This is a genomic window from Bacillus sp. AP8 (assembly GCF_000321185.1).
Lineage (GTDB): Bacteria > Bacillota > Bacilli > Bacillales > DSM-1321 > Bacillus_AD > Bacillus_AD massilioanorexius.
The window spans coordinates 64,126-78,653 of record NZ_CAPG01000078.1; the positions used below are offsets into that span (position 1 = coordinate 64,126).

The following is a 14,528-nucleotide window of genomic DNA, read 5'->3' on the forward strand; positions in this document are numbered from 1 at the left end:
GCGAAAGTACATATGCTGTAAAAAATACAAATTCATCTATCTTGTCTTCTAATATAACAGACAAGCCGTCTTGAAGGATTCTAGACGACTTGTTTAAATAACATAGACATTAGAACTATTAAAGATGAAAGGTCATCGTTCTATACAAAAAATTGTTCAACGAAAGATGAGCTTACTTTGTCTATGGTAGGAGGATTCCATGTTGGATTTTGATCCTTATCCACAAGAACAGCTCTCACACCTTCAAAAAAATCTGAAGTTCCCATAAATTTCATAGCAAGAACTTCATCCATTTGAAAGCATTCTTTCTTCGTCTTCCCTTTAGTTCTTCTTAAATGTTCTAATGTTACTTTTAGTGAAGTTGGAGATTTTAAAAGCATTTCTTCTTTTATGTTTTTCGCCCAAATATCACCTTGTTGTTCATTTTCTTGCAATGAATCCACGATTTCCTCTAAAGTCTCCCATTGAAAATGCCTGTTAATTTTCCCCTCATTTAATACCGGTTCTAAAACATCTTGGTTAGAACACACCGTTTTAAGTTTTTCTTGAAGAGTGATAAAAACCGTTTTACTTTCCCAATTTTGCTCATTTATCCACGCTTCTAATTCAGTCCATTTTGTACTTTTCAAATAATAATCAGCTGCTCCTACATGCAATAAATCGTCAGCCTTAATAGTTTTTGCTGTAAGAGCTAAGTATGTACCAATATATCCCGGCATTTGATTAAGAAAATAACTTGCTCCAACATCTGGGAAAAAGCCAATATTCATCTCTGGCATAGCCCATTTTGTATTTTCCGTAACTATCCTAAAGTTGGAGCCAGCAGATATTCCGACTCCTCCTCCCATAACAATTCCGTTCATATAAGCAAGGATTGGTTTTGAGTATTCATGAATAAGCAAGTCCATATCATACTCAATTGAAAAAAAGTCTTTGGCAAACGGCAATAAATTATTATTTTTATGATCATGAATAGATCGAACATCTCCACCAGAGCAAAATGCCTTTTCAATATTACTCTTTATACAAATTAATACTATCGATTCATCTTTAGCCCATATATGTAATTGCTCTCTTATTTTTTTCACCATATTAAGTGAAAGAGCATTCAACGCCTTTGAACGATTTAAAATGATCCAACCTGTCTTTCGTTCTACCTTAAATATTACCTCTTGATCAAACATTCCTGCACCACCTTTATAACACCCAAATATTAGTAAATCATTTTTATTATGAAAGTATATCATATCTATATTCCTCTTGGTTAAGCAAAACGTCTTCTTCCTGTCTATTCATTCGTTCACTACAACTACAATTCAAGTCAGAATACAGTGTAATCGTTATAGTTTTACGAAAAGAACCACTTTCCTCTTTCCAAAGTATAAAAAAAACTGCTAATCAACGATTAGCAGTTTTTGATGGAAACTGAGCTTCTACTCTATAAATTAGACTTCCTTTATTTGAAAACTTCTCTTCATACTCTGTCATAATATTATCTTCAACGTCACTATTATGCAGATCAAGATTTACATAATTTAATGTCATTCCATATTGCGACATACTTACAAGAGAGTATTCAAATAATCCACGGTTATCGGTTTTAAAATGAATTTCTCCTTCGTTTGGTAAGATGTCTTCATATATTTTTAAAAAAGTATGATATGTTAGTCTACGTTTAGCATGGCGTTTTTTAGGCCAAGGGTCCGAGAAATTTAAATATACACGATTTACTTCTCCTTTGTCGAAATAGTCTCGTAAATCTGCTGCATTAAATGGTAATAGCTTTAAATTTGGTAATCCTTCATTCATCACCTTATCTAATGCATCCACAATGATGCTTTCATATGCCTCGATACCGATATAATTAATCTCTGGATTCGCTTTTGCCATCTCAGTTATGAAACGACCTTTTCCAGTCCCTACCTCAATATGAAGTGGGCGATCATTTCCAAACACTTCATGCCATTTACCTTTTTTCTCTTCTGGATTATATATAACAAATTGCGGATTTTCCTGTAGTTTTTCCTTCGCCCAAGGCTTAAATTTAAGACGCATTATGACACTCCTAACTTTATTTTCGTTGAAAATTATTCATTTGTTTTTATCATTCACAAGTTACCTTTTCTTGTATTCTTTTGAATACATTTTTCTCATTTGAGACAACCTACAAAAGAAAAGCTCCTATATAAAGGAGCTTAAATAAATCTCGTTTAAACTGATGTTGACTCCACTAAAAACGCCTTAAGCACACTTAGCTTTTTAGTGTGAGACGCAGTATCAGCTATCTCGGAAGGTGCTAAATGTCCTAACAACATTCAGCTATAAAACATCATGTTGTACCTTACTACAGTAGTCAAGAAAAATCATTTTTTCCATGAGTACTGAATTATTCCTCTTTTAAACAATAGCATTTATCTGGTCAATGATGTTATTCAGCTTGTCAATCGATGATAAATAATTACCCATCGATTAAAGCTTCAATTTATTTAAGAAAGGTTGAGAAGAATATGCCTCTTTCACAACAACATCAAGTTATGGTATTAAAAGATATATTAATGAATCACCAAAGTGATTGCTGTGGATCTGTTTCAGAATGTGCCCAGGTAGAACGATTAGTAACCGCTCTATTAAATAATGGAGGACTAAATGAACAGTTAATTCCAATACTAAACGAAATACACACTTATAGCCAAAATGGGCAAAGTAGCTCAGACCTAAATGGACATATCAATTCATATCAGAATCAGCTATCTCAATGGGTAGAAAATATGAATCAGTATTCTTGAATATCGTTTAATAACATATCCAAATAAGTAAACCAATTATTCATTTCATCATATCTTTGCTTTGATTTATGCCACTGTATAGAGATGAGTGTCTGAGCAATCACATACCAATTCATTCTTTTAATTAATGATTCGGATAAGTCTAATCCATATTGTTCAAGCCATGTATTCCATTCTTCTTTAGGTATATAAGAATAAAGAAGCATACCTAGATCAATTGCCGGATCGGCTATCATAGCGCCGTCCCAATCTATAAGAAATAATTGATTATCGTCGGATAATAACCAATTATTATGATTAATATCACAATGACAGACCACGGCTTCTTCACATACAATTTCAGTCAAACGATTACGTAGTAATTGTAATGCTTGCTGAATGGCTACATGTGAAAGAAGCTGTTCATCAAGTGATTCTTTTATATCTTTAAAAAGCTCTTCAGGTTTCAATGGAGTTTTACCTAACCTAGTTAGCATGGATAACAAAGGGGCAGATTGATGTATCTTTTTCAATAATAAAGCCACCTTTTCTTGATTCATATCCTTATGTGATAATTCTCTTCCATCTAACCAGCGTTGAGCAGTAATTACATCTCCACTTTCTAGACGTTTTGTCCAAATGAGCTTAGGAACAATTCCTTCAGCTGACAATACCGCTAGAAATGGAGATGAATTTCTTTTTAAGAAAAGCTTTTGTTCCTCTTTTATGGCAATGAAGGCTTCTCCAGTCGCACCGCCAGCAGGAACAATTTCCCATTCTTGACCCAATATATGATCCAATGTGGTCACCTTCAATTTCGTTCAATAGCATTGAGAAAAAATCATGGATGATTTTTCTTATGATTTGTATACATAATTAACGTAAGTGTTCTTTCCAAAAAGAACATATTATTATTTCTAACAATCAGCAGAAATGTATACATATCTGACTGATTACAGTTTCTATTCATAAAATAAAAAAAAGCTATTGATTCTATAAACCATTTAACAATAGCTACTCACTAAATTTTAGTGAAAATAGACATTTGCGTCAAGTATGTACATTATAGATAATATCCAATTACTGATATAGAATCACACAAAGAACTAATATACCATACATATAGCCAATTTTACAATAATGAGATATTCTCTCTACATTAACTAATTCATTCTTTATCTATTTCTCAATATTTTTACAGCATCTGGTGCAACCTTAACAGATACATTCGAAAAGCCAATATGCTCACCATCAGCTTGGATAGGGACAAGAGCATCTGTTGACAGTGATATTTCTTTACAATTAAAGACTTCTACCCATTTCAGCTTCAAATGTCCTCCCCATAAAATGGTTGAAAACAATAATAACAGCATGAAAGAAGATATTTTACTCACCACTAATGCTTGTAATTGCCCATCATTTATCGATGCGTTTGGGGAAATTTTAATTCCACCACCAAAATAGGGTTGATTGCAAACTACAAGAAACCAAACATCATCCATTTTTCTCTTTTCTCCATCTATTTCTACCTCTAATGAAAAAGTGTTAAAGGCAAATAAGTTTTTCAGAAAAAAATATAAATATATAAATTTACCTAATTTTAATGCTTGAAACCTACTTTTCCATTTTGATTCATTAACGGCTTTGGATATACTTGCATCAAACCCAACTCCAATGCTATTCACAAAATGTCTTTTCTTCCCTTCAAAAACAAAAGCCCCTAAATCAATAGCTGAGACCTTCTGCTCTGAATGTAATAAGGAAATAATATCTTCCGTTTTTTTGGATTTCTGAATACCTCTTACATAATCATTGCCGGATCCCGCAGGAAAGCAAACTACCTTAGCATGAGGAAATGAAACAGCACCGTTTATTACTTCATGGAGTGTTCCATCACCTCCTAATGCCACAATAATCGTATCTGTATAAGTATTTTTAAGAACGTTCTCGGCAATTTCTTTTGCATGGCCAGGGTACTCTGTCTCATACAACGTATAAGATATAGCGTGAAGCTTCAGTACTTGTTCTACTTGCCCCCAAACATGGTTGCTCTTTCTGCTACTAGGGTTTCCATTTTTTATTATATATAAGTGCTTATCATTCGTTTTCTTGCTTTGTATCATCATCGAGCTCAATATAATCATTCCATTCTAGTCTCATAGTAGATGTAGTCTGACAATACTGTAAAAGTGTATCCGCACCTTTTAACTGCTGACTTTTTAAAGGAGAGCTTAACTTCCTCATAGACTGGAACCACTCAGGAAAATGTCTCTTATCCAGTAAATATAAATCATGAGAAGCTGTAGGAAAATCAATATAGCCTACCCTTGATATTATCGCTTTCTTAATAGGATGGTCTACATTAGATGCCTGATAAATCTTTTTAACAATCATTTCCGTTCGATTTAAAGAAATAGTAGGATTTAATATTTTTTTCTCTGTTTTTTGGTAATGTTTTTTCACCCAAAATTTCTCATTGGAGCCAACATAAACCGCATTTTCTTCATCCTCTAAAAAACAAATACACCACGTTGCCGTTGGCGTAATCATAATGATATCTGCCTCTACAGGAGCGTTCTTCAATTTAAATATAGGTTGATATAGTACTAGAAACGTGTCAGGAAATCGTTGTAATAAAAACTTTATCTTCTCATCAAGATAGTAACTTCGATCAACGATTGATCTTTCACGAATAGTTGAAGTAGCCCATTTCATTTGGAATAAGAAAACCTGATTTAAAAACGATCGCTTTAACTCATCAATATTACGCGGCATAGTAGGAACTTTCAGTTGAATTTCGTCAAAATGTTGAGTTTGGGGTTGATCGTGTATTTCTTCATTATCCTCTTGCTTCTGTTTTCTTTTTAATAAATTTTTCATTTTATAAAAGAAACCCGACTCAACTTCTGGCCATTCTGGATCATCTTCCTTCGTGAAATATTCGCTCATCTCACCAGAAAGAAATGACGCCTGCAATTTATTCCATTGTTGCTTTTTCAATCGAACAAATTGATTTGGATAATGGTATACATCTTGCTCATATCTAGATATATAGTCTTGTAATTTAATAAGCTGTCCCATCATATCACTGCCTGTTCTTAAGTAGTTGAATACCTCATTAGAATATGAAAAATTATTCATACACCTTACATTTTTTATTTCCAAAGAATCTATTATCTCTACCAAATGGAGTAAGTAAAAATGACCGTTTTCGTAAACTTTGTAGACTATGTACAAATAGTGAATATAGGTTCAAATCTGCTTAAGATGCTCACTTTCGCAATTCGGACGATGTGAGTATACTCAACACATAGCTCTCATATAGGGCTTACCTATCTCGCCGCTCTCACATGAGCCTTACACTTTAAGCGTGTTCAACCAGCGCTGAACCTATTTAAAACTAACAAATTTTAACCTGTGGGTGAAAAATAAATAGACTCTCTATTATCTAGCACTCATCTTCCACTTCTATTTTTTTGTTAACTATTTTCAAAGTGGGGGAATTGCATCCGTTTGAACGATATGAACAATCCTTACGTCAGTTCAATCGAATCAATAATTTGATATTTTGGAGTTTGATCAATATGAGTTTCGTAAAGTGTAATCTTTTCTGCCTTAAATATAATATCCTCCTTAAAAAGATTACCACATTTATCTAAATCTTTTTTAGTGAAAAGTGCATTTCCTTCATATTTTCTTGCTAATGTAATGTGAGGATTGAATTTTTTTTTGTCCAATTGATAGCCATTTACCTGACAACAATGCGATACTACTTGTTGGAGAGTAATTAAGTTTTCCCATTCGTAGGGAGCACACCATAAAATTCGTGGTTTTTCCGCCAATCCAAATATACCTATTTGGTTAATTCCCAACATAAATCCACTCTGATTTTGTAAGGAAATTCGTAAATCATTCATCATACTCTGATATTTTTCTTGTGAAGATGGTCCTAAAAAGGCTAACGTTAAATGATAATCTTCTTTATGAACCCATTTTTGAAAAGAATAGTCCATTCTTAGTTTCAAGCTTATTTCATACAAAAATTCCTTTACTTCATTTGGTAAAGATAATGCTATAAAATAGTGAAACGGCTTTTTCTTCAAAATACTATCACCTCTTATTATGAAACAGCCGGATTCGCCTATTTTATATGGCTAATCCGGCTGCTTTTTTTCATTCTTCTATTCGAATAAGCCACTTTTTTAAACTTCCATGTTGGCTAATAGGTTATCTATCGCTTCAAACTTTTTACCTATTTCGCTAACTTGTAAATGGCCTCTGCATACATAGCAGTAGCTCTTACTAAATCTTCGATATACATATACTCGTCTTTTTGATGTGCGATATCTTCTCTTCCAGGAAATAAAGGTCCAAATGCTACTCCAGCCTCTAATGATCTTGCATATGTTCCCCCACCAATTGCCAATAATTCAGCTTTTTCTCCTGTTTGCTTTTCATAAATTTCAGAAAGTGTTTGTACAAGAAAACTATCTTTTTCCACATGATGAGGATTTGAATGAGATAATGTCTCGAGTGTAAAACCATTTTCTTCTATTATTTTTTGCAATTGATTTTTAGCCTCTTCATAAGAATAAGAAACAGGATAGCGATGATTAATCCCGATCTTTCCGCCTTCTTCAGAAGTATAGCTTAATAAACCAACATTCAATGTCACTACACCAGTTGATGGGTCTGTATAAGAAATATTGAAATGTTCACCTCTAGAGTCTTCCCATAAATAGTCATGAATAAAAGAAAAATAGTTTTTGGCATGTTTTGACAATTGTAGACTGTTCAAAAATTGCGCTAAAAATAAGCCTGCATTCTTACCGTTCTTCGGTTCCATTCCATGAGCAGAAATACCTTTTAACTCTAGTATCACCTTATCTTCGTTCTGATTAACTTTACCTTCTACTCCGTATTTCTCTAAGAAAGCTTGAAAATCATTACTTAATTTCTCTAGGTTTTCTACTCCTAATAATACTGCCGTTGCTGCATCAGGAACCATATTAAATCGTCTTCCAGATGAAAACTCTTTAACGACAATTCCCTCCTGTATTTGCTTCGTATCAGGTGCAGATTGTTTTAAATAGTAATCCCAAATGCCTTTTTCCGCAAAAATAATTGGGAAATCTGCATCTGGTGCAAAACCTAGTTGAGGCATTTCTTCATGTTTAAAATATGTATCTACACAACGCCAATCGGATTCTTCATCCGTACCTAAAATCATTCGAACTCTTTTAGAAAGAGGAAGTCCTAATTCTTGAACAATTTTCATTGCATAATATGCCCCCATTGTTGGACCTTTATCATCTAAAGCTCCACGAGCATATATTTTTCCGTCTCTAATTTCTGCACCATAAGGATCGCTGCTCCATCCATCTCCCTCAGGCACCACATCGACATGGCAAAGGACCCCTAAAATGTCATTACCGCTTCCCATCTCAATATGGCCCGCTAGATGTTCAACATCTTTTGTTGTAAATCCATCCTCTTTTCCTTTATTTAGCATAAATTGCAAGGCCTCTTGAATACCTTTTCCTAGTGGTGCCTCTGGTGTGCTATTTTCTTCATCTAATACACTTTTTATTTGAAGGAACTTCTGAGTGTCTTTTATTAAATCAGCTTTTCTTTTTTCAACTTCCTCTAACCAATTGATTGAATTCATTTGTATTCGCTCCTTTTATATATTTTGTTGATATTGCCCGTAAGCATCTTTATTACAGATGACAAACAAGACATCATTCTCATTAATTGGTTGATCTAGCTTACCAGCAATATTTAATAGTACTTGATTTCCTATTAATGTGATGCCTTTCTCAGCCAAACTTAAATAAGCATCACGATATGTATTCCATCTTGAATCAGGTTTAATCTTATACACATCATCACCATTGGTTTTGCTCAAGAGCTGATTAAACAATTCAGTTGTTCCAGCTGATAGAGCAGCGTGTACAGTAAGTTGAGAAATCATTTCATCTGAAACGACAAATTCATCTACAGAAACATGACGGAATAATTCAATATGCTTTTCTTCAAGAACTTCAACCGTTATATGTAAATCACCTGTATACCTTTCCAATGCCGTAGCAATCATTAACGAACGTGCATCAGCTAGATGTGGATGTTTTATATCTTCTTCTGCAAATATAATAACACCACTTGATTTAGAGACATTTCCTTTTTCCAGAGTTTCTACATTAACTGCATCACCTTGAATATAATGTACTCGTTGATGAATATATGGTATTTTTTCTAATGTTGCAATTAAAACAATTTCTTTTCTCTTATCATACTCCAAAACTTCATCAATCGCATGTTTTGCTTTTCTTGACCACCCAAAGAGTACCAGATGATTTTTTCCTAGGTAACGCATTTTTCCTTCCTCCCTTAGCCCCCGTAAAACTGCCCAACTATCAATTAATTTTGTGATAAGAACGCCGATAAGTCCGATTCCAAATAAGAACAAAAATACAGCGAGTAAACGACCTGCCAACGTAACTGGATAATAATCACCGTAACCTACAGTTGTAACAGTAGTCATCGTCCACCAGAAAGAATCAAAGAAAGTAGGAAAAGTAGCTGGTTCTAACCATCTCATAATCGTTGTGCTTACTAACACAAGTATGCCGCTTGTTAAAAATAGTAACCAACTCTTAACCGTAGTTAACTTTCGAATAAGTAGCTGTAAAAAAATAAACATTCTCCTTTCTGTTCTGTTACCATGTCATAATAATAAGTGCTTTATAGGAGGTACATTTGCGTCAATAAAATTCCAAACAGCAAAACAAAAGCAGGTATAGATAAGACAAGACATGCTTTTACCCGTGATTGATAATAACTTGAACGATTCTCAAATTGTTTTCCTAGAGGATGCGATAATATCACTCGATCATAAAGTCCTGAAACCCACTGCCAAAGAAACCATACAAATCCACCAATAATCAAACCTTTAAATAGCAATGGAGGAACAACCACTACAGCCCCCAATGTAATTCCAACTAAGCGAAAATAACCGCTTAAATAAGAAAAGTTTCTGATAACAATTTTCAAAAAAAGTTCTAGAAAACCATTTTGAGCATTTCTTTTCGAAAATATTCTTTTCGAATATCTAAAGAGAAGTGGTTTTTTCCGTTTAACGATGTTAGGCTTTTCTATTTCAGGTGAAAGCGCAAAGATCATATTCATATATCGTAATCTTTGTTCATTTTCTTTTAATACTTCTTGTTGAAAATGATGAATTGTTAAAATTCTTGATTTATAAAGTAATAATGATAAAAAAATGATAAGTGTGGAAATAAAAACTGTATAGTAAACACTTTCAATAATATGTACAAAAATCAGTTGATTACATACTAGTAAGACAAGAAATAAAAGAAATGTAAGGCATTGGAGCTTCCAACTGATAAATTTTGAAAGCCATGTTTCTCGAAGAGTTGTTATAAAGAAAGATAAGCCAATATATAAAAACAAGAAGGAAGCAATTTCACCATGTACTAACGTAAATTGAACATGTAAAAATGGCCATAATACAATCGTAATCAATGTCATCTTTGCAATCAATTTAACAAAAGCTAAAAAAAAGGCCCATTTTTTTAATTGAATATACAAATGATTATGCTTAAATAAAAACACTCCATCAGCTTCTTTAACAAACAAACGAAAATGGCCGTTCCAACAAAACAGATAAACAAGCAATAATATCATTTGCATATTCATATATTCACTCCACGTAGGAAGCTCTATCCACCAAGAACGATAAATGATTGCTGAAATAATGGTAAATGGTATCACGATATATAATAAAACTGTCCAATCTAACACAGATTTAAAAATATTAAATTGAAAAAAGGCATCTTTTTTTACACGACTAAGAAGGATCGTGATGCTCTTCATATCGATGAACCTGCCGTCATTCGATGATAACAATCGAACAAAGAACCTTCTTTTAATCCACATACATGCTGAAAATCTTTATGTGTTCCAGTAGCTACTAAATGCCCCTTATCTATTAATAAAAATCGATCACAAATCTTCTCCGCTGTATCTAAGACGTGTGTACTCATTAAAATACCTACCCCACGTTGTTTTTCCTCGTCAATCAATTGTAACAATAGCTTTGTTGCAATTGGATCAAGACCAATAAAAGGCTCATCAATTATAAGAATATCTGGTTTGACCATCAGTGCTAAAATGATCATTCCTTTTTGCTGCATTCCTTTTGAATAAGTAGTTGGAAGTTCATGTAAGTGATTAGACATATTAAATTGTTCCAATAATGGGGGAACTCTTTTTTCTAGTACATCATCTGAGATATTTTCAACAGCAGCAATAAAATCTATATGTTCTTGTAGTGTTAGCTCATCATAAAAAATAGGTCTTTCAGGAAGATAGGAAATAATTACATCTTTTTCCTTGTAAATCTTTCCTTTTAAAAAAGGAATTAACCCTAATACACTTTTCATTGTTGTACTTTTTCCAGCACCATTGGCTCCAATCACCCCAATTAATTCCCCACTACGAACGGAAAAATCGATATCATGAATCATAGCCTTTTCTGCTTCATAACCAGCTTGTTCAATATGAATATTAAGTAATGACATACCTATCCCCTCCTTTTAAGTAATACGAAACTTCTATAATAAATGTTTCGAAGAATAAGACATTTCATTATATGTTTCCAAAACACATCGCGTTAATAAAGGAGAAGGCTGTCTCAAAAGCATAGTACAATCACTTTCCAGACAGCCTTCTCCCATTTATAGTTGATACTATCGAAAACTTCATTGTCAATGTATAAGTGAGTTGAATTTCAAATATGCTCGCTTTCACATGACTAGTGCTGTGTCTCTTCTCGGCATATAGCGCCTCTGGGATCCCATACCTTACTCTCTAATACACCAAACCTTTTTATTCTCGTTCTACACCGAACTTATTTAAAAACAACCATCTATTAGAAAACAGCCTATTATTGAGATAGCAATTGCATTATTTCTTTATAATCATTTTCTACGGCAACATCATACGCTGTCATACCATCTAGATTTTGTAAGGAAGCATCGGCTCCCTTTTCAAAAAGCAATTTTTACTATTTGAGGTTCCTCCATGTAGACAGCTGTGATAAAAGGAGTCTCACCTTCATCATCTAAAATATTGGGATCACTACCCTTCTTTAACAAAAGCTCTGCCGCCTCCTGATGACCATTTCAAATAGCCCAATGAAGGACTGTAGCTCCTATAAAATCTTCACCATTGAGCTCCGCTCCATTATCAAGTGCTGTTTCAATAGCTTTAAGTTCATTCTCACTAGCTGCAAGTATTAACTCTGATAGGTCATCAAATAGAACCATTTCTATGATTGAATCCAAAACAACCTCTGCTTTTTCCATTGCGTAAAATGCCCCAAAAAGAGACCTGGAATTAGAAAAATTACCAATAAATCCCATTATTCCATTTATCTTTTTCTCCTTAAATAGCGTTTTTCTTCTGGATTTAGCCAGTTATCAATTGCATTCATTCTTTTTGGTAAATGTGGATGTGAAGAAAATTTTTCACTTATCCAAGTGAATACTCCTCGTTCTTCTTCTAATTGAGCAATAAATGCTTCTTGATTCACTCTATATTGCAACTGCTTTCCAATCGCTAACGTAGTTAAGGCATTTTGTGCCGCATTAACATTTTTAAATAATACGTTGCATAGCGATCACAAGTGTATTCACAAGCCCGTAAATAAGCTTCCCCTATAAAAGGGATCCACATTGCCGGAAGAATGAACTTATGTTTCATGACGTGTCTTCTCTTAATATGAGCAAATTCATATGCTAACACAAACATCATTTCTTCTTCCCTGTCCGTTTCAATCATATCGAAAATTTCCGAATAAATTACAACCATGTTTTTACCAAAAAAAACGTGTAGCAAAAGCATTTAAAATGCCCATACTTTCCATTACATATATGCCAGGTGTTTTTTTCATTTTCATTTCTTTAGCAAGCGAGGTTGATTTTTCATATATTTCTGAAAACTGTTGAGTGAAAATTCTCACCGAATTTCTACGAATATGGGCCATATTTAACGTATGAAAAAAACTAGCTATTAAGGTAATAACGATTATAATAACAAGCCCAACAATTGTAAAAGCAAGCAGAGCATAAGTAAATGTACTACAGATTAATGCAATGGCAAAATACAACCTTTCTTTAGAATGTACTAAATTCCGTTTCGGTTTTTCCATTTATTTACTCCTCGAAAAATAATAACAAAACCAAGTTATTAAAAAGCAGATTGAATAGATATAAGTATTTGATTGGAAAATAAAGGTATACTTTGCAATTATTTAAACATAATATAATATTAAAGGTTTAATTTTTCAAAAGATTTCATTCTTTTATAGATTTTTCATTAAATTACCTTTAAAATAGTATTTGTACATAAGAGAAACATCAACTTGTCTTTATGATGAATCTCTTTAATTCTATTCCATAATAGGAAAAAGGAGATGTATGCCTTTCAAAAAAACAAAGCTTTATTCTTAAGAGTTTGTAGTTGTAGTTTTGTCACTTGCAATCCGTACTACACGGGAATGTACCCAGAGTATTACTGTTGATCTAAAGTGAAACTTCATTCCTGTAGACTAATAAGACATAAGGAGTGGTTTTTTGAAACCTTCAACGAATAGGATGCTAACCCGTATTAAATCCGTTTATATGTTTATAAAACAAAACGGGACTGTAACTACTCAAGACATTGTCGAAGAATTTGGCATCACTCCTCGTACTATTCAACGCGATTTAAACGTTCTCGCTTATAACGATTTAGTCGTTAGTCCTAGTCGTGGTCATTGGCGAGCAACAAATAAGAAAATTAGACTTTCCTCATGAAAGAACGCAAATTAAACTTCGAATAATTAAAGCCGAACTCATTCGAGTTCGGCTTTCTTTTCATATTGAATTAATCCTTCTAATTCCTCATCCGTTAACTCACGGTATTCACCAAGCTCTAAGCTTTCATCTAAAATCAGATCCGCCATAGATAATCTCTTTAAGTAAGTAACCTTTTTTCCTACAGCCTCAAACATCCGTTTAACTTGATGAAATTTTCCTTCTGTAATCGTAAGCTTAATTTTAGAAATAGGTGCTGAAACAATAATTTCAAGATCACCTGGCTTCGTAACATATCCATCATCCAACATGACTCCTTTTTGGAATGCTTGTTGGTCTTCCTTCGTCACTTCACCATCAATAATAGCAAAATATGTTTTCGGTACATGTTTTTTTGGTGATAACAAGCGATGAGCCAGTTGCCCATCATTCGTTAATAATAATAATCCCTCCGTATCCTTATCTAATCGACCAACAGGAAAAGGTTGAAATATCTGATCCTCTTCTTCCAATATATCAACAACTGTTTCTTGGCGATCATCTTCGGTTGCAGATAGAATACCTGCTGGTTTATTCATCATTAAATAAATAAACTCTCTATATTCTACTTCTACTCCAAGAACGGTAATGCTTTGTTTCTCAGGATCAACATGTTGCTTAGCGTCTTTGATGATAGCTCCATCTACTTTTACTGCACCCGTCTTTAATAACTTTTTTACTTCTTTTCTAGTTCCATAGCCAACGTTAGCTAACATTTTATCGATTCGCATCATATGTCCTCCCTTCATAATATATAGTCTTTACTACTATTGAAATTTCAAATACGGAACAACTGTCTATAAAAGAATTAGAGGGTACCAAAATCGTCCCTCTAACACTGTTT

17 protein-coding genes and 1 pseudogene are annotated in these 14,528 nt (G+C 33.4%); 2 read left to right on the plus strand and 16 right to left on the minus strand.

The genetic code is table 11. The features are described 5' to 3' along the window. Positions 1 to 140: 140 nt before the first annotated feature. On the minus strand, positions 141 to 1,247 hold the full coding sequence (locus BN349_RS18975; protein ID WP_019243926.1) for an enoyl-CoA hydratase/isomerase family protein: 1,107 nt from the start codon (positions 1,245 to 1,247) through the stop codon (positions 141 to 143). A gap of 151 nt (positions 1,248 to 1,398) precedes the next feature. Beyond that, the gene (gene trmB / locus BN349_RS18980; protein ID WP_019243927.1) at positions 1,399 to 2,055 is read right to left on the minus strand and encodes a tRNA (guanosine(46)-N7)-methyltransferase TrmB; all 657 of its coding nucleotides are present in this window, start codon (positions 2,053 to 2,055) and stop codon (positions 1,399 to 1,401) included. Positions 2,056 to 2,507: 452 nt separating this feature from the next. Between trmB and BN349_RS18985 the strand changes: the two genes are divergently transcribed. After that, the gene (locus BN349_RS18985) at positions 2,508 to 2,786 is read left to right on the plus strand and encodes a YtzH-like family protein (RefSeq protein ID WP_019243928.1); all 279 of its coding nucleotides are present in this window, start codon (positions 2,508 to 2,510) and stop codon (positions 2,784 to 2,786) included. Here BN349_RS18985 and BN349_RS18990 read toward each other — a convergent pair. The 13 genes and pseudogenes from BN349_RS18990 to BN349_RS25070 form a co-directional block, all read right to left on the minus strand. Next, positions 2,774 to 3,565: a phosphotransferase family protein gene (locus BN349_RS18990; RefSeq protein ID WP_019243929.1), complete on the minus strand. Its 792-nt coding sequence runs from the start codon at positions 3,563 to 3,565 to the stop codon at positions 2,774 to 2,776. The two genes, BN349_RS18985 and BN349_RS18990, sit on opposite strands and share 13 nt — an antisense overlap. A gap of 375 nt (positions 3,566 to 3,940) precedes the next feature. Continuing rightward, entirely contained in the window at positions 3,941 to 4,909 is a 969-nt protein-coding gene (locus tag BN349_RS24355; protein WP_019243930.1) for a diacylglycerol/lipid kinase family protein, read from the minus strand. Beyond that, entirely contained in the window at positions 4,863 to 5,906 is a 1,044-nt protein-coding gene (locus tag BN349_RS19000; RefSeq protein ID WP_232423579.1) for an NERD domain-containing protein, read from the minus strand. Before BN349_RS19000 ends, BN349_RS24355 begins: the two co-directional genes overlap by 47 nt. 392 nt (positions 5,907 to 6,298) lie before the next feature. Further along, positions 6,299 to 6,868, minus strand: a complete 570-nt coding sequence (gene thpR / locus BN349_RS19005; RefSeq protein ID WP_019243932.1) for an RNA 2',3'-cyclic phosphodiesterase — start codon at positions 6,866 to 6,868, stop codon at positions 6,299 to 6,301. A gap of 149 nt (positions 6,869 to 7,017) precedes the next feature. Beyond that, on the minus strand, positions 7,018 to 8,433 hold the full coding sequence (gene pepV, locus BN349_RS19010) for a dipeptidase PepV (RefSeq protein ID WP_019243933.1): 1,416 nt from the start codon (positions 8,431 to 8,433) through the stop codon (positions 7,018 to 7,020). Between the two features lie 15 nt (positions 8,434 to 8,448). Next, on the minus strand, positions 8,449 to 9,468 hold the full coding sequence (locus tag BN349_RS19015) for a potassium channel protein (RefSeq protein ID WP_019243934.1): 1,020 nt from the start codon (positions 9,466 to 9,468) through the stop codon (positions 8,449 to 8,451). Positions 9,469 to 9,509: 41 nt separating this feature from the next. After that, positions 9,510 to 10,661, minus strand: coding sequence for an ABC transporter permease (locus tag BN349_RS19020; RefSeq protein WP_019243935.1), 1,152 nt, complete (start codon positions 10,659 to 10,661; stop codon positions 9,510 to 9,512). Further along, complete coding sequence (locus tag BN349_RS19025; RefSeq protein ID WP_019243936.1) at positions 10,658 to 11,368, minus strand: ABC transporter ATP-binding protein; 711 nt, start codon at positions 11,366 to 11,368, stop codon at positions 10,658 to 10,660. Before BN349_RS19025 ends, BN349_RS19020 begins: the two co-directional genes overlap by 4 nt. Before the next feature lie 468 nt (positions 11,369 to 11,836). Beyond that, positions 11,837 to 11,965: pseudogene (locus tag BN349_RS25520) on the minus strand (ankyrin repeat domain-containing protein); the annotation flags it as partial. A 6-nt stretch (positions 11,966 to 11,971) separates the two neighbouring features. Next, on the minus strand, positions 11,972 to 12,154 hold the full coding sequence (locus tag BN349_RS19040; RefSeq protein ID WP_148335106.1) for a hypothetical protein: 183 nt from the start codon (positions 12,152 to 12,154) through the stop codon (positions 11,972 to 11,974). Between the two features lie 65 nt (positions 12,155 to 12,219). Then, entirely contained in the window at positions 12,220 to 12,393 is a 174-nt protein-coding gene (locus BN349_RS25990) for a hypothetical protein (protein ID WP_019243940.1), read from the minus strand. A 23-nt stretch (positions 12,394 to 12,416) separates the two neighbouring features. Continuing rightward, positions 12,417 to 12,692, minus strand: a complete 276-nt coding sequence (locus BN349_RS25065; protein ID WP_026089394.1) for a M48 family metalloprotease — start codon at positions 12,690 to 12,692, stop codon at positions 12,417 to 12,419. Beyond that, the gene (locus BN349_RS25070) at positions 12,664 to 12,999 is read right to left on the minus strand and encodes a hypothetical protein (RefSeq protein ID WP_026089395.1); all 336 of its coding nucleotides are present in this window, start codon (positions 12,997 to 12,999) and stop codon (positions 12,664 to 12,666) included. The genes BN349_RS25065 and BN349_RS25070 overlap by 29 nt, the downstream gene beginning before the upstream one ends. A gap of 424 nt (positions 13,000 to 13,423) precedes the next feature. Here BN349_RS25070 and BN349_RS19060 point away from each other — a divergent pair, with 424 nt between their 5' ends. Then, a complete protein-coding gene (locus BN349_RS19060; RefSeq protein ID WP_019243941.1) occupies positions 13,424 to 13,645 on the plus strand; it encodes a DeoR family transcriptional regulator in 222 nt (73 codons plus the stop codon). Between the two features lie 38 nt (positions 13,646 to 13,683). Here BN349_RS19060 and BN349_RS19065 read toward each other — a convergent pair whose 3' ends face one another. Then, entirely contained in the window at positions 13,684 to 14,415 is a 732-nt protein-coding gene (locus BN349_RS19065; protein WP_019243942.1) for a pseudouridine synthase, read from the minus strand. Between the last annotated feature and the right edge of the window lie 113 nt (positions 14,416 to 14,528).

Bases quoted from the DNA above. Each gene is read 5' to 3' on its own strand.
- BN349_RS25070 (WP_026089395.1), bottom strand. From the start codon at position 12,999: ATGGAAAAACCGAAACGGAATTTAGTACATTCTAAAGAAAGGTTGTAT.
- BN349_RS24355 (WP_019243930.1), bottom strand. From the start codon at position 4,909: ATGATTATATTGAGCTCGATGATGATACAAAGCAAGAAAACGAATGAT.
- BN349_RS18985 (WP_019243928.1), top strand. From the start codon at position 2,508: ATGCCTCTTTCACAACAACATCAAGTTATGGTATTAAAAGATATATTA.
- BN349_RS19040 (WP_148335106.1), bottom strand. From the start codon at position 12,154: ATGGAAAAAGCAGAGGTTGTTTTGGATTCAATCATAGAAATGGTTCTA.
- BN349_RS19000 (WP_232423579.1), bottom strand. From the start codon at position 5,906: ATGAATAATTTTTCATATTCTAATGAGGTATTCAACTACTTAAGAACA.
- pepV (WP_019243933.1), bottom strand. From the start codon at position 8,433: ATGAATTCAATCAATTGGTTAGAGGAAGTTGAAAAAAGAAAAGCTGAT.
- BN349_RS19025 (WP_019243936.1), bottom strand. From the start codon at position 11,368: ATGTCATTACTTAATATTCATATTGAACAAGCTGGTTATGAAGCAGAA.
- trmB (WP_019243927.1), bottom strand. From the start codon at position 2,055: ATGCGTCTTAAATTTAAGCCTTGGGCGAAGGAAAAACTACAGGAAAAT.
- BN349_RS19065 (WP_019243942.1), bottom strand. From the start codon at position 14,415: ATGCGAATCGATAAAATGTTAGCTAACGTTGGCTATGGAACTAGAAAA.
- BN349_RS19015 (WP_019243934.1), bottom strand. From the start codon at position 9,468: ATGTTTATTTTTTTACAGCTACTTATTCGAAAGTTAACTACGGTTAAG.
- BN349_RS25065 (WP_026089394.1), bottom strand. From the start codon at position 12,692: ATGCTTTTGCTACACGTTTTTTTTGGTAAAAACATGGTTGTAATTTAT.
- BN349_RS18975 (WP_019243926.1), bottom strand. From the start codon at position 1,247: ATGATATACTTTCATAATAAAAATGATTTACTAATATTTGGGTGTTAT.
- BN349_RS19020 (WP_019243935.1), bottom strand. From the start codon at position 10,661: ATGAAGAGCATCACGATCCTTCTTAGTCGTGTAAAAAAAGATGCCTTT.